Origin of the sequence: Arthrobacter sp. NtRootA1, from assembly GCF_019976975.1 — a bacterium.
GTDB classification, from domain to species: Bacteria; Actinomycetota; Actinomycetes; order Actinomycetales; family Micrococcaceae; genus Arthrobacter; species Arthrobacter aromaticivorans.
On sequence record NZ_AP024630.1, the window covers coordinates 2,739,029 to 2,757,752 of the forward strand.

21 protein-coding genes are annotated in these 18,724 nt (G+C 59.9%); 9 read left to right on the forward strand and 12 right to left on the reverse strand.

Annotation, left to right across the window (positions count from 1 at the left end; translation table 11 throughout):
- The first annotated feature begins 201 nt into the window (after window positions 1–201).
- The 4 genes from LDN90_RS12245 to LDN90_RS12260 are packed head-to-tail and all read left to right on the forward strand — an operon-like array spanning window position 202 to window position 3,124.
- Entirely contained in the window at window positions 202–1,155 is a 954-nt protein-coding gene (locus tag LDN90_RS12245; RefSeq protein WP_223945897.1) for a hypothetical protein, read from the forward strand.
- Complete coding sequence (locus LDN90_RS12250) at window positions 1,152–1,325, forward strand: hypothetical protein (RefSeq protein ID WP_263426263.1); 174 nt, start codon at window positions 1,152–1,154, stop codon at window positions 1,323–1,325. Before LDN90_RS12245 ends, LDN90_RS12250 begins: the two co-directional genes overlap by 4 nt.
- A complete protein-coding gene (locus tag LDN90_RS12255) occupies window positions 1,318–1,671 on the forward strand; it encodes a helix-turn-helix transcriptional regulator (RefSeq protein WP_216925664.1) in 354 nt (117 codons plus the stop codon). Before LDN90_RS12250 ends, LDN90_RS12255 begins: the two co-directional genes overlap by 8 nt.
- Window positions 1,664–3,124 (forward strand): site-specific integrase, encoded by a 1,461-nt coding sequence (locus LDN90_RS12260; RefSeq protein WP_216925665.1) that lies wholly within the window; start codon window positions 1,664–1,666, stop codon window positions 3,122–3,124. Before LDN90_RS12255 ends, LDN90_RS12260 begins: the two co-directional genes overlap by 8 nt.
- 855 nt (window positions 3,125–3,979) lie before the next feature.
- On the opposite strand, the gene LDN90_RS12265 is transcribed toward LDN90_RS12260, so the two are convergent.
- The 3 genes from LDN90_RS12265 to LDN90_RS12275 all read right to left on the reverse strand — a co-directional run bounded on the left by LDN90_RS12265 (window position 3,980) and on the right by LDN90_RS12275 (window position 6,775).
- Entirely contained in the window at window positions 3,980–4,813 is an 834-nt protein-coding gene (locus tag LDN90_RS12265; RefSeq protein WP_216925666.1) for a VCBS repeat-containing protein, read from the reverse strand.
- Between the two features lie 434 nt (window positions 4,814–5,247).
- On the reverse strand, window positions 5,248–5,853 hold the full coding sequence (locus tag LDN90_RS12270; RefSeq protein ID WP_223945900.1) for a VCBS repeat-containing protein: 606 nt from the start codon (window positions 5,851–5,853) through the stop codon (window positions 5,248–5,250).
- Window positions 5,854–6,370: 517 nt separating this feature from the next.
- Complete coding sequence (locus LDN90_RS12275; RefSeq protein ID WP_223945901.1) at window positions 6,371–6,775, reverse strand: hypothetical protein; 405 nt, start codon at window positions 6,773–6,775, stop codon at window positions 6,371–6,373.
- 460 nt (window positions 6,776–7,235) lie between these two features.
- Between LDN90_RS12275 and LDN90_RS12280 the strand changes: the two genes are divergently transcribed.
- On the forward strand, window positions 7,236–7,832 hold the full coding sequence (locus LDN90_RS12280) for an RNA polymerase sigma factor (RefSeq protein WP_223945902.1): 597 nt from the start codon (window positions 7,236–7,238) through the stop codon (window positions 7,830–7,832).
- Entirely contained in the window at window positions 7,798–8,853 is a 1,056-nt protein-coding gene (locus LDN90_RS12285) for a CU044_5270 family protein (RefSeq protein ID WP_223945903.1), read from the forward strand. Before LDN90_RS12280 ends, LDN90_RS12285 begins: the two co-directional genes overlap by 35 nt.
- Window positions 8,854–9,261: 408 nt before the next feature.
- On the opposite strand, the gene LDN90_RS12290 is transcribed toward LDN90_RS12285, so the two are convergent.
- The 5 genes from LDN90_RS12290 to LDN90_RS12310 form a co-directional block, all read right to left on the reverse strand.
- Window positions 9,262–9,549, reverse strand: coding sequence for a hypothetical protein (locus tag LDN90_RS12290; RefSeq protein ID WP_223945904.1), 288 nt, complete (start codon window positions 9,547–9,549; stop codon window positions 9,262–9,264).
- A 242-nt stretch (window positions 9,550–9,791) separates the two neighbouring features.
- Window positions 9,792–10,022 (reverse strand): hypothetical protein, encoded by a 231-nt coding sequence (locus LDN90_RS12295; protein ID WP_223945905.1) that lies wholly within the window; start codon window positions 10,020–10,022, stop codon window positions 9,792–9,794.
- On the reverse strand, window positions 10,023–10,301 hold the full coding sequence (locus tag LDN90_RS12300) for a hypothetical protein (RefSeq protein ID WP_223945907.1): 279 nt from the start codon (window positions 10,299–10,301) through the stop codon (window positions 10,023–10,025).
- Between the two features lie 239 nt (window positions 10,302–10,540).
- Complete coding sequence (locus LDN90_RS12305) at window positions 10,541–10,924, reverse strand: DUF1304 family protein (protein WP_223945908.1); 384 nt, start codon at window positions 10,922–10,924, stop codon at window positions 10,541–10,543.
- Between the two features lie 227 nt (window positions 10,925–11,151).
- The gene (locus LDN90_RS12310; protein ID WP_216925672.1) at window positions 11,152–11,451 is read right to left on the reverse strand and encodes a hypothetical protein; all 300 of its coding nucleotides are present in this window, start codon (window positions 11,449–11,451) and stop codon (window positions 11,152–11,154) included.
- A gap of 1,315 nt (window positions 11,452–12,766) precedes the next feature.
- Here LDN90_RS12310 and LDN90_RS12320 point away from each other — a divergent pair.
- Entirely contained in the window at window positions 12,767–13,669 is a 903-nt protein-coding gene (locus LDN90_RS12320) for an alpha/beta hydrolase fold domain-containing protein (RefSeq protein ID WP_223945910.1), read from the forward strand.
- A 635-nt stretch (window positions 13,670–14,304) separates the two neighbouring features.
- On the opposite strand, the gene LDN90_RS12325 is transcribed toward LDN90_RS12320, so the two are convergent.
- Complete coding sequence (locus LDN90_RS12325) at window positions 14,305–14,829, reverse strand: barstar family protein (RefSeq protein ID WP_216925675.1); 525 nt, start codon at window positions 14,827–14,829, stop codon at window positions 14,305–14,307.
- A gap of 945 nt (window positions 14,830–15,774) precedes the next feature.
- Here LDN90_RS12325 and LDN90_RS12330 point away from each other — a divergent pair.
- Entirely contained in the window at window positions 15,775–15,990 is a 216-nt protein-coding gene (locus tag LDN90_RS12330) for a hypothetical protein (protein WP_223945912.1), read from the forward strand.
- Window positions 15,991–16,483: 493 nt separating this feature from the next.
- On the opposite strand, the gene LDN90_RS12335 is transcribed toward LDN90_RS12330, so the two are convergent.
- Entirely contained in the window at window positions 16,484–17,047 is a 564-nt protein-coding gene (locus LDN90_RS12335) for a GNAT family N-acetyltransferase (protein WP_216925677.1), read from the reverse strand.
- Between the two features lie 132 nt (window positions 17,048–17,179).
- The gene (locus tag LDN90_RS12340) at window positions 17,180–17,488 is read right to left on the reverse strand and encodes a hypothetical protein (RefSeq protein WP_216925678.1); all 309 of its coding nucleotides are present in this window, start codon (window positions 17,486–17,488) and stop codon (window positions 17,180–17,182) included.
- Window positions 17,489–17,911: 423 nt separating this feature from the next.
- On the opposite strand from LDN90_RS12340, the gene LDN90_RS12345 reads away from it, so the two are divergent.
- Window positions 17,912–18,106, forward strand: a complete 195-nt coding sequence (locus tag LDN90_RS12345) for a hypothetical protein (RefSeq protein WP_254186553.1) — start codon at window positions 17,912–17,914, stop codon at window positions 18,104–18,106.
- Window positions 18,107–18,363: 257 nt separating this feature from the next.
- Here the strand turns inward: LDN90_RS12345 and LDN90_RS24205 are convergent, their stop codons facing one another.
- Window positions 18,364–18,486 (reverse strand): hypothetical protein, encoded by a 123-nt coding sequence (locus LDN90_RS24205; RefSeq protein ID WP_256449733.1) that lies wholly within the window; start codon window positions 18,484–18,486, stop codon window positions 18,364–18,366.
- Window positions 18,487–18,724: the final 238 nt, after the last annotated feature.

The following is an 18,724-nucleotide window of genomic DNA, read 5'->3' on the forward strand; positions in this document are numbered from 1 at the left end:
TGTAGATTATCGGCGTTAAAACAACGGGAGTGGAAGTAGCTGCGAGAACTCCCGTCCCGCGACGTATCCAACGTTTGCGCAGATCAGAACGCATTGACGAGGAAGAAAGTGTTCTCGGTTCGGACTTGAATTTGCGCCCGGATCCTTTGCGCCTGTAGGTTTCCTGCATCTAATGCATGTTTCCATGGTTTAGGGGTCGTTGTGAGTGGTGCCGTTCCGGGTTTTGTCCCGCGGATGCTGGTGGATCCGGACATTGGGCTGTTCCGTGCTGATGAACGGGTTTTTACCGCCATGCTGGATGGCTGGCGGGCACAGATGCTTGCCCGTGGCCTCACGGCGGACACCATCAAGCAGCGTTGCCAGCTGCTGGAGCGTTTTCAGCGGTTCACGGGTGAATTTCCGTGGCAATGGCGCCCCGCGGACATCGATGATTTCCTGGCCGATCTGCGTTCTGGCGAGAAGCCGATCAGCCTGAAGACGTTGCGCTCGTACAGCAACGCCGTGGCGATGTTCTGCTCTTACCTCACGCATCCTGCCTACGGATGGGGCGAGTTCTGCGAACGGACATTCGGCGATATTCCGAGCCAGATCTGCTTCGAGTGGAACATGCCACGGCACACCACCGATGATGCTGTCCCGGCGAAGAAGCGCTCGTTCACGAAGGCGGAACTGCAGCGTCTTTTCGACTACCTAGATGACCTGGTCGACCAGGAATTTGCCGCTGGCAGCAAACGCTGGCTGCCCCTGTTCCGGGACCCTGTGGCGTTCAAGGTCTGCTACGCCTACGGGCTTCGCCGCCGTGAAATGACCATGCTGGACCTGGAGGACTTCGGCCCGAACCCACACGTCAGCGACTACGGCCGGTTCGGTGCCGTCCAGGTCCGATTCGCCAAAGGCGCGGCAGCCTCAGGACCCAGAAGGCGGACCGTGTTGACCGTTCCGGAGTTCGACTGGGTCGGGGACCAGCTCAAGACCTGGACAGCCGGCGGCATGCGGCAACAGTTTCCGACCGCTGAACGCTCCTCGGCGCTGTGGCCCAGTGAGCGTGGCGCCCGGATGTCCCTGGGCTCGTTCGGTGATGCGTTCGCTGCCGCGCGGATGCCGTCGGTCTGCCGCAGGAGTTGGGCCTGCATTGCCTCAGGCATTCCTACGTGACTCACCTGATCGAAGCCGGTTATGACGCGGCCTTCGTGCAGACGCAGGTTGGCCACTCCTATGCGTCGACTACCGGGCTCTATACCTCGGTATCGTCGGACTTCAAGCAGAAAACCGTGCAGCAGATGATTGCACGCCGCATCGCGAACTTGGAGGACCCAGATGCCTGAACAGCGCCGGATCGGCTACCGCTGGAACCTGCGAGCCCTGATGGCAAAGCAGAACCTCTGGAAGACCACCGAATTGATGCCGCTCCTGAAATCCCGTGGCATCAACCTTTCCGAAAGCCAGGTCTACAGGCTGGTCACCTCCACGCCGGAGCGCATTCCTGCAAGGACATTCGCCGCGCTCTGCGACATCCTGGACTGCACACCAAACGACCTTTTCGAACCTTTCGTGGAGATGCGCGCCGCAGCGACAGCGAACGCCCCCAAGCGCAGTGAAGACCTCGGCATCCAACCCGGCAACCCGATCGCCCGACGCGTCCGGCTCGTCGCTCCCGAGGACGGTGAGTAGGCCCCGTAAGGCAGAGGACCCCACCCGCTGGCCTGTCCCCTGCGGCCGCTGCGGCCAGCACCACCAAACAGTCGCGCGCTGGCCCGACGGCGGAGTCTGCGGCTACTGCTATCAGCAGGCAAAACGCACCCGCGGGGTCTGCGAATGCGGCCACGACGGCATCCTGCCCGGAATCATCGATGAACAGCCGGCATGCCGGAACTGCTCGGGCGTTCGGCTCAATATCGACTGCCAGGGCTGCGGCGCCGAAGACGAGCTCTATACCGGTGCGCACTGCTGGGCCTGCGTCCTCGGCGACGTCGTTGATAACCTCCTGACCAACCCGGCCCCGGGAATCATCGCCACGGAACTGATCCCGCTGGCCGCGGCATTAAAGACCATGAAACGGGCCAACAGCGGCATGACCTGGATCCGACAAAAGCACGTCACAGCCTTCCTTCGAAACCTCGCCACCGCACCCACCATCAGCCACGCAACCTTCGACGAACTACCCGACTCACGCACCCGCGAATACGTCCGGGGACTCCTCATCGAACACGGGGTGCTCCCCCAACGAAATGCTTTCCTGACCCGCTACGACAGCTGGGCAACCCAGGCCATGAACCGCGTCAGCGACCCCCAGAACCTTGACGTGATCCGCCGCTACATCCGCTGGCATCACCAACGGCGCATGAATCTCATGGACGAAGTTACGCGCGGCACTTTTCTTCGTGCCAAGCAGGAAGTCACCGTCGCCATCGACTTCCTGAACTGGCTTACCAGTCATGACATCACGTTGCCGGAACTGCAGCAGTCCCACCTTGACGTATGGCAAGCCGAAGGACCCACGACCAGGCGCATCGCTGAGCGCTTCCTCAAATGGGCCATCAAAACCAAAGCCGCCCCAGCTGGGCTCACCATCATTCCGCACCGCCGCGGCACGAGCCCACGACTCCCCAAAGCTGGACAAGACCAAGCACTCCACCACGTCATCCACACCGATGAACTGGAAACCCGCGACCGGGCCGCGGCCATCCTGATCCTCGTCTTCGGACAACAGGCAGAGAACATCGCACGGCTAACCTGGGACGACGTCAGCGTCACCGACGAACTGGTCACCGTTCAACTGGGGACTCTCCAGATCGCATTGCCGGATCCCCTTGCACAGCCGTGGCGGGAGCTCGCCGCAAACCCGGGCCACGAACTGACTGCCGCGCACCCCAACACCAAGTGGGTGTTCCGCGGGGCATCACCCGGACGCCACATCCACCCAGGACACCTCACAACCCGCCTCAGCAAACTCTTCAGCACCCGCGCCGCACGCCTGGGAACACTCCACGAACTCACCAAACTCGCACCCGTGGCCATCATCGCCGAAACCCTCGGCTACTCCCCCACCACCATCGAACGCCACGCCACAGACTCAGCCGCCGCCTACGCCCAATACATTGCCGCCCGAAAGCAGGCAACCTGAATCTAAGGGGTTCGAAAATTCCATGACTTCCCGACGGAAGGAACCTCATGAAACATCAAAAACAAGTGCCCAAGAGGCTGACGATAGGACAAGGCATCCCGATACGGAACCGTGCCACCTGCGAAGCCCACACTCTGGGCGCGGGCGCCATCAAGAAGTGACTGGAGCTCGTCAGCGTCAAGCTTTGTCAGCGCTGATCCTGACAGAGCATCTTCAACCACACCGCGGATTCTTCGCTCGTACGGGTCGGAAAGTTCCAGGCCTACGCGCCGGAGCCATGATTCCAGCGCGTGTCGTGCGCCGGCCCGTTCATCGCCATGCCAACGACGCGGCTCGATAGGGGTAACTTGGTCCCTCGGCGGAGATCGATGACCGGCAGCCTTCTGCAGCCTACGAAGATCGGCATACTCCGCAGCAATCCTGAGATGAACGGCTCGTTCTGCCTCCAACATGTCCAAGGCTGGCAACAAGAAGTCCGTCTCATACCAAGAAAGATTCAACTTCGCTTCAAGGTACGCCCAAGTGGGTTCAAAGCCGATCGGCTGAGCCTGCTGGATCCAGGAACCAAGGGACATAAAGCGATGGCTAAACGGCAACGACACATCACGAACACGCCCCGACTCACGACCAAAACCCATTGGCTCAGCATAGGCGTTCGGCGAAAACTTCCAGTGACTTCGAAGGCATTGGACGGCCACCCCGGGACGGACCTACTCCCGGCTCACGAATACCCGTGCATGCCAGTTGAAGTACGGGAGTGGAAGTAGCTGCGAGAACTCCACTAGGCCAGCCATTGGCCCAGTCGGGCAGTCGCCGGAGACACGCTCATGGCGCAGCGGGGCCAGGAATGCCTGCTCAGCCGAAGAGCGCCGGCGTCGGGATGTTCAGCAGTCGCCGTGTCCACGTAAAGCTACCCGCCCCGTTGCCAGGATAGAGCCACATGGAACCCGCGATGTCGCGGGCGATGACGTCGGCATGTCCGTCATAGTCAAAATCCCCGGGGGCGGCAATCAGATCCATCTTCTGCCAGCCCCAACCAACCTGCACGCGGCTCATCCACCCGCCAGTCCCGTTTCCCGGATACAGCCACATCGCACCACCTGTATCCACCGCAAGAACGTCCGGCTTACCGTCCGCGTTGAAGTCGCGTCCACTGAAGATGGAGGCCATGATGTTCCATCCCGACCCGACCTGGGTGCGCCCGGGCAGCCACCCACCAGAGCCGTCGCCCCGATACATCCACAACACCCCTGCTCCGTCGCGTGCCAGAACATCGGAGGCGCCGTCACCGTTCCAGTCGCCAGGTGAAACCATGGCTGTCATAACGTCCCAGCCCCACCCGACCTGTTCCGCGTCCGCCCCGCCAATGCCGGTACGCAGGTACAAGCCGCCGTCGCTGCTGCGGAACATCCAATCGGCTTGGGCGTTTCCATCCCAGTCCCCCGGCGTAACCAAGGCATCCGCGTCCAAAACGACAGTGTTTCCAGGGCCCAGACCCTGCCCTTCCCAGCCGGGCTTGCCCTCATAGACGATCACTCCGCCTTGGTCAGTGATGGTGACCAGGTCGGAATAAACTACACCCCAGTCCCACCACAGCTGAATGAAGTTGTGCCAGGAGTCATCTGCCCGGGCAGGAGCAGCCATCGCGGGCTGGGTAAGCGTCATGGCAACTACAGCAGAAAGGATCATGACCAGACGGCGCACGGTAGCCCCCCAATTGTTAGCGCACCCCAGCGAAACGCTCTTGCCGCGAGGGTACCCGGCCTGCCATAGCCGCCGCAATAATCACTGTTGCGTTTCCAACGCAGGCTTCGCGCAGGGAAACGAACAAGCTTTGACCATGACTGGCTTGGATGGATGCGGGTTGCCTGCAGGCCACATCCATGCGCCCGGTTCGCAAGCATGCTTGGACGGACCTTCAGGAGCTCATCCGCGAGCGGGACTGTTCTTGCAGACGCACCACGGGAAATGCGGAGTTGAATCCAATCCCTAAGAAGCGCTGACGACGGGATCAAGGCGAATGTCTAACACCGTCGTTTGCTGGCGGCGCTGATCGTCGGTTGGATCCTGCCGTCGAGGATGTTTCGCCAGCTGCTGATGGGGTGCTGCTAGCGAAAACGCCGTCACCCGAAAAGCTGCGGAGTTGGGATGTCCATGACGCTTCTAGCACCGGTGAAGCCCCCGCTTCCGTTTCCGGGGTAGAGCCACATGGTGCCAGTGTTGTCCCGGGCGATGACATCGCCGTACCCGTCGTTGTCGTAATCGCCCGGGGCGGTGATCAGGTCCATGCCCTGCCACGCCCACCCGATCTGAATGCGGTCCAGCCATCCGCCGTACCCGTTGCCTGGGTAGAGCCACAGCTGCCCGTTGGTGTCCCTGGCGATCACGTCCGAGGGCCCGTCGCCACTGAAATCATGTCCGCTGAAAATGGCCGTCATGACGTTCCACCCCCAGCCGACCTGGGTCCGGCCGGGAAGCCAGCCGCCGTGACCGTTGCCCTTGTACATCCACAGGGCACCAGTGCTGTCCCTGGCAAGGACGTCTGCGGCTCCGTCACCGTTCCAGTCACCCGGGGAGGCCACGGCCGTCATGACGTCCCAGCCCCAACCGATCTGGCCCACAGGGGTAGTCCTGCTCCAGCCGGCCCTCACGTGCAGCCCGCCGTCGGTGGCCCGCCCCATGAGCATGGACACAATCTTGCTCCCCGGACGTGGGCTGCGAACTGGCATTTGACGCTTCGAGATGAGCAAAAGCCTTCGTATGCTGCCCGGAAACGCCAGGCAATAAGAATTGGTGCGATCTGCTTCATGTCCTTTAACCGCTCCAGCGGTAATCCCGCTGCACTGCGGCGGCGATCTTCCCGCCCTGACGCATGTAGGCGGCGCAGCCCGAGCGCCCCCTCGAAAACGAAGATGCCGGCAGAAACCAAGGCAAGTGCGATAACCGCCATGACCAATACGTACCCGGATCGTTTGCATTGGGCAATAGGACGACGAAGAGTACGACCGCGACCAACATCGGTACGTTAGCAACGGTGTATGGCCCGAACATTGAGAAGACCGCAGCCCATGTCGCTTTGCTTGAACGTCTTCATGCGAGTTCCTTCCCTGTCGACGGCGCGCCGTTCGGACCCGGGCAATATATGAAGCCACCGACTGCAACCGCCACAAACACAACCATGATCCAAACCAGCAAAAGAGTTACCACCTGGCTACTTTTCGCTGCGCCCGACCGGAGTTCTGGCCCTTATACGCGACGGCTGCGCGCGGCCCGTCGACGAAACCAAAGGAAGATGTAAGCGACAAGATTTGCAGCGGCGAATCCGAGACCGGTAACCACAATAACGATCTTCAATGCAACCCAGAAGGGTTCATGGACTTCGTTGTAAAGCGCGGAGATACCGATAAGAGCAAACAAAATTGCCAAGGGAGTAAGAAACTTGCCAAAATCTAACCGGCCGCGCCTCGACTCAGTGCCCATGCGAACCTCTCCTTCAGAGACCCTGGCAAGAAAAAACGTGTTTGTGCCGCCGAGTAAAGCAAAGATAATGCCAATGATGGTCTTGATGTAATAGGCTCCCACGGCCGCGAGCACAATGGAGCGCTCAACCGAACAACACGCATGCCGCCCCCAAATTTTCGGTGCCCCCATTTATGGCACAATGGCCGCTCGTCCTCGAGCTAAGGCAGATCGTGCAATACCGGTCCGTATTTATCAAGGGGTCCCGGCTCGGCGGGAACTTGTCCCTTCGCTGCCTTGGGCGAACGTGAGGTGGAACCAACTGAAAACTTGACGAGGCATGACAATTTCAGAAAGGACATTTCTGAAACAGTCAGAACGGGGTTCAACGGGTTGCCGCCGGCACCTGTTGCAGTCGCTCCGGCCGTCACTAAATTGAGCACAATGCCCGCAATGGCTCCAACCTAAGATGCTGCCGTTCAAAAAACGACCCCGGGCGTGCTAACTGTCTGCGACGGCAAGCGATCTGAAGACCATTGCATGACCCAAATGCACCATAACCGGAAGCCGCAGCTAGTCTGTGAGCGAGGTCTTAGGGAGGAAGAAGGCGCCGCTCCGTGAACTCTTTTCCGGCCAGCAGTCAATACATAGTGTGAGCACAGACAGCGACATCATCAGGCGGTCCCGGGACAGCCCCGCGCTTTTCGGGGAGTTATACGACAGACACGCCTCAGCGATCTACAGATACGCGGCCAGAAGGGCCGGCGACTTCGCAGCCGACGACGTCACCTCGGAAACCTTCCTGGTGGCTTGGGAACAGCTGGAAAGCTACGACGTCAGCCGGGACGACGCCCGGCCCTGGTTGTTCGGCATAGCCACCAACCTGCTCCGCCAGCACCACCGGGCGGAAGCCAAAGTGCTCAAGGCAGCCGCGAAGTCGGCCGCACGTGAGGCCATTGCCGACGATTCCGACCGGATTGCCGCCGAGGTCGACGCGAAGGTGGCCACGGGGCTAATCGCCCAGGCCCTCAAAAGCATGGCGGACATCGACCGGGAAACGCTGCTGCTCTACGCCTGGGCGGACCTGACCTATGAAGGCATCGCTCTGGCCATGAGCGTACCGGTGGGAACCGTTCGCTCCCGCTTGAACCGTGCACGGCAAACACTGCGAACCCAATTCAATCTCGAAAACCTTAGCGAAACGGAGAACTACCATGCACGACCTGCAGCTGCTCCGCGAAATGCGTAGCGACGTCGGCTCCGCACCTCCGGCAACCCTAGCCCGCGGCCGCGAAAAACTCATGACCAGAATCGCCCAGACTTCCACCACCGAGGAAATCCGGCCAACAGCCACCGTCACGCCCATCCGTTTCCGTCGGCGCGTCCTGTTCGCCTCTGCAGCTGCTGCTCTGCTGGTGGGCGGCATCGTTGTTGCCGACGTCTTCCGCCCCGGCGCCCCGGGAGCGACCGCAGAAGCGGCCGAGGTCCTGAACGATGCTGCTGCGGCAACCATCCGAACCTCCGACCCGCTAGTTGGACCCGGCCAGTACCTAAAGGTCGAGACGAAGGAGCTCACCGGCGGAGGCGCGCAGGCTCCAGACGGCAGCGAGGTGAACTGGCAGGAAATGACCGGCGGTCAGGTCTACGTGCCAGCCGATAGGGCAGGCGAATGGGTCTGGAACAGGGCACCCCGCAGAATTCTGGACTCATCGAGCGACGAAGCCAAGGCACTGGCGGCCGAAATAGCCGCGCGCGACAGCTACCGACCTGAAGGGCAGCCTTCAAGTGTTGGCATCGTCCGCGCCCCAGGCGGCGCCTTCTATGGCAACGCGCCGGCAGCCGTCATCGGCACACCATTGAAGGACGCCAGCAACCTGCCCAAGGACCCCCGCGCTCTGCTTGACCTCATCTACGAACGGACCAAAGACGCCGGGAAGTCCCCCGACAATGAAGCCTTCGTGACCATTGCAGACGGCCTGCGAACCGGTGCCGTCCCGGCCGAGCTTCGCGCCGCCCTCTACAAGGCAGCTGCGCTCATTCCAGGCGTCACACTCAGTGACCGGCAAGCAACCATCGACGGCAGGACGGGCACCGCGATCGGCATCCCATCACCTGATGGCACTGCAAGGACCGACATTATCATCGACCCAGATTCCGGGCTGGTCATCGGAGAACAAAGCGTCCTCCTGAAGGACTACCCAGGCTCTCCCGCCGGAACCGTCACCAGCTGGACCTCGGTACGCACGTCAGTGGTGGACTCCGCACCATAAACGTTGCACCGCTAGGGCCCACCCACGGAAGTTATGCAACACATTCAGGTCGGGTAGTCATTATTTCGTGGTGACCACCCGACCTGCTTTTTGTAGACACAGGCCAGACCGCACACGTCTCATGCCAAGCTATCTCGCGTAGCCGATCTTCATTCCAGTCATAAGGAACATAGTTGCAGTAATCCCCCCGTCACCGTGCATTTCATCGTGCGGGTCTTACGTACATGCCGTTAGCTAGTTTCGACGCGGGTCCGAACGAGGTTTTCGGTGACGCGCGGTGAGGGACCGGCTAACGGACAAGCTCTGGGTAGCGGGAGAGTTCTCGAAGATTCTTGTTCTCGGCCTTTGTCCCAAGTCGTCACCATAAATTGTTCACTCTGCAAAGCTACGACGACCTTCAATAACTGATCATTGGCCTGAGGATCCCGACATTCTTTTCCGTGTCCGCGGCGGCGGCCAACGAAAATCAATCTGCACCGGCCTCGTGTCCGTCTTCGGATCGGGAACGCCCCTTTTCCGTCGCCGGGCCCGCGCGTTCCAGTCCTGACGCGCCCAATAGACAAGAAGCCAGGCGAAGAGACCAAAGCCGACCGGCATAAACAGGCGGGCCCATTGACTGTCTGATGCCGAGAACACGACTGACAAGACCAGTGCGACGAGAGCAATAACTATGATCACCGCGGCAAAGGTGGTCATGAACCAGAGGGGAGCCACTACCGGGACGTACTTTCCACTGAGGGTGATTTCATCCCGTCGATAGCTACATAGACCACCGTCTGCCGTCCAGGCAAGGACTCGGTCCTCTCCCGTGGCAACGGCGCGGTCATGCCAGCGCTTCACGCCCTCCTCGATTTCCCGATGCAAAGTCACGTCTTCCGTCTGCGCTGCAGCAGCGCTAACCGATTCCGTCAAGCATTCCTCCCCCCCCGCAGATTTATCTACCGTGGCCACAGGAGAACGCCTAAGAAGACCAGCCCGGTGGTGGCTACGATACCGGCTGCCACCTTCGACCACGTGAGTTGATGCTCATAGGTCTTGAACTGATTACCCTCAGGCAGCCACGCCCAACCGTCGACACCGAAACGTGCCATGACGTTGCGAATCAGGTACAGCACAGAGCCGCTGAGTATCAGGAAGGCCCCGACGATAGCGAGGAAGGAATCGCCCATCTAAGTACCTGACCACGGTGGCCGGAGAATGAGCGTCAGCACCACAATCAGCAGGCCCCCAACGATCAGCACTGAGCAGAAGAGCACCCCGAGCACCTCGAAGCCCCGGACCCGTTCCTCATCTGATTCCGTGTGTTCATCAGGGTGCGATTCGGACGTGGAGAAGGCGGAGTGCCGGCCGAGCATTTCCAAGGCGGCCCGATACTGCAGGTGGGCGATCCACTTCCTGATCGGCAGCCACACCAAGCCGATCCCTATGAAGACGAGCCCAAGTGTCATGCTTCCCCCTCAAGTCCTCGTCGTTTCATCATCCTGGAAGCGATTACCCCTGTTAGTCCGATCTGGCGGTATTAATCAATCGTGCATATCTAGAATCTTCGGCTAATACGACCCGCAAGCCGCTGTCGATGGCCAGTAGCTCTCGGGCCCCTTCATCCGGTTAGGGATCCCGTGACGGGCGCCGCTGTTGACGCGGAGCAACAAAAAATGCCGCTACGAGGATTCAGCTGGAACCCCTTCTAGTGAAGGAGAACGTAGAAAACTACCGCTAGTCCGGGAAAGAGTGCCTGGCCGATGGCACTGACCAGAAGGCGCTTCTCGGTGACCCACAGCCAAAAACCAAGGAAGATGTGGCAGGCGCAGCAGAAGATTATTATCGCTGACCCACTGGCGGGAGTGCCCGAGAAGTTCACTAGCCACAGACCTACTGCTATTCCAAGCCCAAAAGTGATGTTGTAGGCACCAACGTTCATCGCCCACATCCGCGCTGCACGCACGTCGTCAGGTCGGATGAGGAAGATCCGATGAAAGCGTTGATCGCCATGGAAGAAGATCTCCAGGATGCCAACGCTTATCAGCGCAAGGCCAGTGAACCCCGCGAGTATCTGGCTCAGCAAATTCATCCCGTGCTCCTGGAGAAATCCTGCATCTCAGCTTGTGTAGGCAAGTTACGCCCCAGGCACGGAGACCTTCAAGGGCGGACTGCAAACGCAGCCCTGACGATTCTGGGACCTGCCAGCTTCGCCGCGCAAAGTGCCACAACGCCCGCTGAGGGATCCCCCAACGGGCGTCGTCGTATGCCCGGCTGCCCACCCTTCAGTCAGACTACGGAACGTCGGGCGAATAACCCTTACAGCCAGCGGACGCCGTGCCCGTCCATTCCGATCACGTCCAGGCCATCGGTGGTTTCTACGCCATGGGCAAACCGTACCAAGGCAACTCCGCCCTTCGTGCGCTCGAACTCAGCTTCTATCCACAGTTCAAACGGGAACGTCGACGCAGCCGTGATGTTGGCACGGGTGAGGACGGGGGCCTTCTCAACTATCCGATGAGTCCGATCCTCCGCGTCGACAATGTCGACCTCGATCCATCCCGGGAAGTGGTCGTCTGCCCATCGAACCGCAGTAGCCCGAACGATCACACGCGTCATACCGCGATTGTTTCATTGGATCCAGTGGAGGGTGAGCAAAACAGAGAAGAGATGACAAGCCGCCGTGTCAATTGATTGCGGGGAGGGGCTTCCGAGCCGGTCTCATCAGGTCTGGCTCGTACGCCTGCTAGTGCCGCACAACGAATGACCTGACCCTGCCGTTAATCATCTGACCTTGCCCAGGAAGCCCGTTGAGGGATCCTCAACCGGGCGCTTGATGACATCAGGATCCCGGCGTGTTCCAGGGCCGGTGTCTCTGGAACACTGCTCCCGGATCCGTCATGAAATATTTGTTCCAAGCGTTAGTACGTAGCGGATAAAGGGCCGCCCGGAATCCTCAAATACTCCGTGATCTGTGGGCCGCCAACCTGTGCTCTCGTAAATCCTGCGGGCGGGAAGATTTTCTGCCAGGACCCTGAGAGTGGCTTCTGCGAACTGCTCAAGCGCAAGCGAGTAAGTGAGTCTCGTCAGCAACGATTTTCCCAAGCCTTGCGACTGGCTTTCTGGGTCCACTGCCAGCAGTGTGAGGTGCGCCGGGCCGCACCTGGTTGAGTGCTGTCCGTTGCCATCGCAAACCCATGGATCCTCGAAGCGCTTTCTGCGATGGAGAGGATGTTTCCTCCACCAGTGAGTTTCTCCAACGCTCTGCGCCTCACTTGGGGATCTCGGGGTGTGCTGTCGCGCGTGGCCAAGGCGTGCATCCAAAGTTCTGCACACCGGGAGAAATCTGACTCGACTCCCTCACGAAAGCTGATCGGCTGCGGTGGAGTCCGACTATTTGAACTTTGCATCGAGTCATTTGTAGCAGGAAACCGAAACTGACGGGCGGCAGTTCATGGAGAGCTGCGGGACGATGGCGGACCCCAGCAATGGTCTCTCGTAAGCCGGTGGACGGCTGGCGGCCGCTGCCCGGTGAAGGATCCCCTTACGTTCCGTCGCTCGGAAACCCCTCCACCGCCGACACTGAGACGCTTCACGCCGAGACGACTAAACGAGACCCCCGTGGTGCACGGAAATCCTGAGTATCTGGCTTGCCAGCCGCAGATGCAGCAATGCCTCAGGAAGCATTTGTTTTTCAAGACTCTGGATCGGCTCTCCGAGATGCGTTGGCGTTCGTTTGCCCCAACCTGAATTATCACTTGATAAACCGCTACTGTGACTAGGACGGATGACGCTTCTCGCCTTCCTGCTAGTACCCCGGACAATGATGTACATGAGCGGTGAGATTGACTCATCGACTGGCTGGTTCCCCGTCGATCAACCGCTGCGACGGGAAGAACCCCGGGAAGGGCGGACCGTAGGACAAGGAGGCCCCGTGGCAGGCTTTTCTTCGGCTGATCGCGCACTCAGCGATGCCTTCCGCACGCTTGCGCAGGCCCCGTTCAGCCCTCAGACCACGGAGGCGATCATGCGGGTCGTCCGCGAGCCGCACCAACGGCGCGGCTATGCCGCTCCGGGTATCGAGCGCGACATCGCCTACGGGCCCGACCCCCGCCAACGGCTCGACGTCCACTATGATCCAGAAGCTGTGAACCAGCAGGTGCCGGTGCTGGTGTGGGTGCCTGGCGGCGGCTTCGTCTTCAGCACGAAGTGGCAGCCCGGCACCCCGCATTGGGACAATATCGGTGCTTGGGCACGCCGCAACCATGCGATCGCGGTCATCATCGACTACCGCCTCGCCCCGCAGTACACCTGGCCCGTAGCGGCCGGAGACCTCGCGTCGGCCATCGAATGGGTGCGGCAAAACATCATCGCGTACGGCGGCGATCCCAACCGCATCGTGCTCGCCGGAGCGTCCTCAGGCGCAGCACATGTAGCTTCTTTCGTGGCCGGCCACGGCGGTGACCCCGGCAGCCTGGCCGGGGTGGTCGTCGTGTCAGGCATCTATGCCCCGGCCTCGGTAACCGAGGCCCCGCTCAGCATCCTTGTCGGCAAGTACTACGGCGTCGACCACGACGAACTCAGGGCCCGGTCCTCCGTGCCCGGGCTGGCCGCCTGGCCGGGGCCACTCTTGGTCACGGTGGCCGAATTCGACCCTGCAACCTTACAGCAGCAGGCCCTCCTCCTACTGGCCGAACGTTTCCAGGCACGCGGTGCGCTCCCGTACTTCGCGGTAGACCCCGGACACCTGCATGCGTCCGACGTGTTCTCGCTGGGCATCGACGACTCAGCGCTCGATCTCATGATGCGCCGACTACTGGCCGAGGTCACAAGCTGACTGCCCGGTATGCAGGCTGCGACCAGAGGATCCTTGACCGAACCCGAGCTGGTTCGTACTGTGCAGCGTCCCGCATCGCGGCCGCCCTGCGGACCGGAGTCGTCCCGGCCGACCTTCGCGCTGCACTGGACAACGCGGCCGCGCTCATTCCCGGAGTCACCGTCGTAGACAGGGAAGGGAACCTTGGCGGCAAGGTAGGCACAGCAATCGGAATCGAGCATCCGAACAGAAAAACCCGGACGGACGTCATCGTTGATCCAGCCACCGGGCTGCTGATTGGAGAACGGGTGGTCACACTGAAAGCCGGCGAGACCTTCCCGGCAGGAACAGCAACCTCCTGGACCTCAGTCCAGACCTCAGTGGTCAATTCAGCCCCATAACCTCCAAGCAACCGCACAACGGCCCCCGGCTTAGGCCGGGGGCTTTGCTGTGTCCGCTCCCCAGCGAAGGGAGTGCCTCAGGAAGGTCTGCTCTTGAAAGCTCCTACTCATGGCCCCGCCGCCCTCAGCTCAGGAGTACACGCGGTACGCCGGGGCGTTCATCTGGAGGGTCTGATCCCGCGGGCCGATTCGTTCTGCTCGCATCCACTGACCGTACTCCTCGGCACCGAATTGCCACGTCCGGTAAGGGATCCTTTACCGGGCGTCGAGGACTTCACGTTGATTCCAAGCAACAGAGAGGCCACCAACGGGAGGGATCTCCAGCTTTGGGTCCTCGGTTCTGACCAGACACATCATGCGGTGGCCGAATAGAGCGGCGTAAGTTGCTTGCCTCGCGAAGATGTCTAAGAGGTGATGGGCTGTCGGCGCGTCCCTGCCTTCGAAGGTTTCATACCCGTCGATCGCGAGAACTAGCCCGGTATCTGTTGGGGTCCAGCCATAGGTTTGAACGGCTACGTCGCTGAGGCAATCGTTGAGAGCAGCCAGGTTTGAGCCGTAGTAATCAGGGAAATCTAGAGCTTGGGCAATGTCTTGATGGAGATCAGCCTGGGATTGCCATGCAGCAGCGTCTACCTGAACGACTTTGTAGCGGTGGTCTCGTAACCACGACACTGTTTCGTCGAGGATCGATCGCTGATGAAACAGGTTGATGAAGCCGTTCTGGATCAACAAAAAGTCCAGCGGATGAGTAAGCTCGTCGGCCAAGTCCCAAATTGCCATGAGGAAACTGTATTGCCCCTTGCAGCTGCGAGGGGCAATACAGCATTCCGCGGTCTACTCATAAACTCTTGCGGCAAGCAGCATGTGGCCGAGCAGTTCCCAGGATGGTGCTTCGGGGACTGGTTCGCCCCGGTTATTGAACCAACCGTCCATATTTCGGGTCCATGCACCCAAGACTCCAAGAATCTGTCCAGGTCGGGATTCTCCCAGGATTCCGGATCTTCATGCAGGTTATCTCTGAGTTGGTCAATGAGGTCAGCCAACTCAAGCCGATTCATTCCGGGTTTCGGCCGCAGCTCCGGTGCCATTGTTTTCCTCCCCGAATCACGATGGACACTCCACCGTTGGTGATGCTGAATTTATAACCCTCACCGGCCACGGGCACACCCGTGCCGCCTTAGAGGCGTAGCGACGGGGCGGTAGAGGATCGGCTAACGGGCGCTCGATGGGCCGCAGAGACCTCTTCAAGTCCAAGGGCTGCGGCACTGCGTAAACTCGTGGCTAGCAGGAAGGGGCGTGGCATGACGAGGCGGAAAGTGCACGGTGTCTGGGTGTTGTACCTACTGCCGATCTTCTTCCTCTTCGGCTTTGTCATGTGGCTAATGCAAAATATCCTGCATTGGTTCTGAGCCTTACCCCTTTCATGTTGCTCGGCTCGGACTTCGTGAACTGGATCGTCGGGGCAGGCACCTTCAATTCCCCCGAGCAGGCCGGGGCATTGAAGTACTCACGCGCACCGGCTTCGCCCGGTAGAGGACCGATGCTTACGGGCGCTTAGGAGCGGTTATGGCTTATGACCTGTCTTCCCCTGCGGTCGGCCGTGTGCCTGGTCATGATAAAGAAAACCCGAGCCCGCCACTTATCCAGAAGGGGGGCATACCATGTCTACCTACCCGGCATTGGGAGAGATGCGAACGACCTCAAACGACTTGGAGGGAGATAGCCGTGAATGAGAGGGACGATAATTTCCCACGCAGCAAGCGGACAACTGAGGCGTACCTCAGCGTCTTCAAGCCCCTGATCTGGAATGTTCCCCTTGTTATAGCCTTCGTCGTTTTCGCGCTGACAACGCGGCCTTCATTTGGCGACGCGGTTCCCGTGTTCATTTTGACCGCCCTATTTGTTGCCATGTGCATCCCGGTGGCTATCGCAGCGTCCTGACTTCCCGCCCTAAACCGTTCCGAACAGCAGGACAAGGAAAACCTCAACCGAGGACTTCGGCCAGATGGCAACCCCCTTTCATAATCTGGGGGTGATGATTTGGGGAAAGTAATCGCCGAGCAGACGTGCCAGTATTCGTCTGTAGCAGAATGGCTGTCTAGGGAAGGGACCGGGGCTCTCAAGCTCCCTCGGCCGGTCGTATCTCCTCAAAACGGATGGGTGCTTGGATGAAGGAGAAGGACGGGTCCATCAAGGCGACATGGGATGGGTTCTTTGCCATGTTCGGCCCGTTTCAGCTAGCCAACATCTTGTTACTTTGGCCATCCCCACACGGGAACCGCTGCGGACCTCTCTAGTCTCGTTGATGATTAGCTGGAAGTGGTCACCAGCGCCCGCGGCCGCTCCTGTAATGCCATGAGGAGAACCATCAGTTGGCCGGCGCTGTTGATCGCGGGGCGGCAGCAGTGGCGGTTCTGTGATCACCGGCGGGTGGTCAGTTGGTTTCCTGTGGGCGGGTGATGAGCCATGGCCGGTGCTTCTCGTCTCGGGTGATTCCTAAATCAGTTGGCCGGAACCGGTTGCGTGGAACGCTCTGGATGGTCCCGCCGATTGATCGAGCGAGACGCTCGTTGAATTTATAGGCGGCGAGGTTGGTGTCCATAGTGGCCATCGCGATATCGCGGTGGGGCTGCCAATGAGCGATGGCGCTAAGCAGCGCGCTCCCCACTCCTTGCTTTTGCACGGAGGGAACCACGGTTACCAGTTGAATGAACAGTGGATCCGAAGAGGTGCGGCCCGTGATCGCACAACAAAAGCCAACTGGATGACCAGCGATTTCTGCCAGCAAAACGAACTGCCTGCGAATCCTCGATACATTGCCTTCGACAGAGTGAATGTTGCTTGACTCGCAACTCATCTGGATCCATCGCATTGAACGGCCGTCCGGTTCGGTCTGATCCGCATTGCGTATCAAGACCTCCGAAGATGGCAATGCCTGCACTCCTGCCTTCCACGCAACGAACGCTGGTTCGTTGTATGGGGAGAAAGGATTGGACATGCTTGAACTTTATCGGAGACGAACACTCGCTCCAGCACTTTCCCGCCGGAACAACGAACCAGTAGGTGCCAGTAACCAAATCCTTTACCGGGCGCCCAGTTAAGGGCATTGCCGTCTGGATCGCCGTGGCTGTTAAACGTCGTATTCCACATCGGCGAAGGCTTCGACCTCGTCGCGAAGCTGCTCCGCAATCTTCGCTCCCTCAGCTCTCCATGCGTTCTCAGCATCCGGCGAACTCCAGCCGCTCACGTGCAATTTTTCCGCTTCCCAGGCGTCGTACCATGCTCGAAGCCGGGCGGTGAGGGCCGGTGAGAGTCCGAAGTCCGCCGGCTCCATGGTGTATTTGGTCGGGTGCTCGGCCGTGCTGTTCTCCCAGAGCGGCCATAAATGACCGTAGTCAGGGAACAGGCGGATAATGCGACGAGCTGGCTTGTCTGGCATGACCGAATGCTAGTCCTGATCGCAGATCGCGACACTCCCCTGGAAAACGGCTCTGCACTTCTCTGCCTCAAACAGGTGTCCTTAATCCAGATGACGGCCGTACGGTGAGGGATCGGCTTACGTGCACGTAATGAGGCGGCATCTGCTACCGCGCATGTTCACGCAAAAGGGCCAAATGATCATCTGAGATTGCGCGGATAGGCTGGTCTGGGTCCAGCGGACAGAAAAATTCGCCTGCTGAAGTTAAGGGGTTTTGCGAAGGATTAGGCAAGCAATTCTTATTGCGCGCAGATGTCAGTTTCAGCATTGTGAGAAGCAGAACCTAGAGCTTCGAGCGCCAGCGGGTGACTGCTCTCTCCCGGTGATTTCGACGCTGATGGTCACGATGACGTCCTGGCCAAGGAGCGCGAGGGAAAGCTGATTCTGTATCCAGGGAACGGCAAAGGCGGCTGGGGATCCCCGAGACAAGTCGGTCAAGGCTGGAACGTTTTCAACAGAGTATTTTCACGAGGTGACTTCAACGGTGATTCCAGTCCCGACCTCTTGGCCACAGACGTCAGCGGGCGGTTGCACCTTTATCCGAGTGACGGGCGAAGGGGCTGGCTTAGCCCAAGGTAATTGGTAAAGGATGGTCATCCTTTAAGTACGTTGGAAGCTTCGGAGACACGAGCCTCAACGGGTGGAACGATCTCGCGGGAGTCGACTCGAACGGGAACCTGTTCATATATACACAGAGGGCAGGCGTTTGGCAGGAGCGGTACTGGATCGGCCCAGGATGGGGCTCATTCGCGTCCCTGTTCTAATTCATCGAGCGATCTCTCGGTTTTGACTGACCGGCCGTGGGCGGAACTTCCACCTCATCACCGTCCATGACGTCACGCTAACTTGACGCCATGGACGGTGATGCCATCAACCAAGCCCTCAACAGCGGGGATGTCCACGAGTTGCTCAAAGTATGGCAAGCCTAGGACTTTTACCGGCGAGGGATCGAAGAACAAGAAACATATCTGCCCGACCTCCACAACGCCGTATCCGCGCGCGCAGTCCTGGAAGACTGACGTGCACGCAAGAGACTTACCACTCCCCTAGCTGCCAGTCGGGTAGCGGGAGTAGAACTGGCCACCTGACTAACCGCTCCCTGCCAGCTGCCCTCGCCGATGTCGGCGCGCTCGGGTGACTAGCGTCCGCCGCAAATTCATCGAAAGTCTCGTCCGGGAGTGGCCGGTAGAAATATCC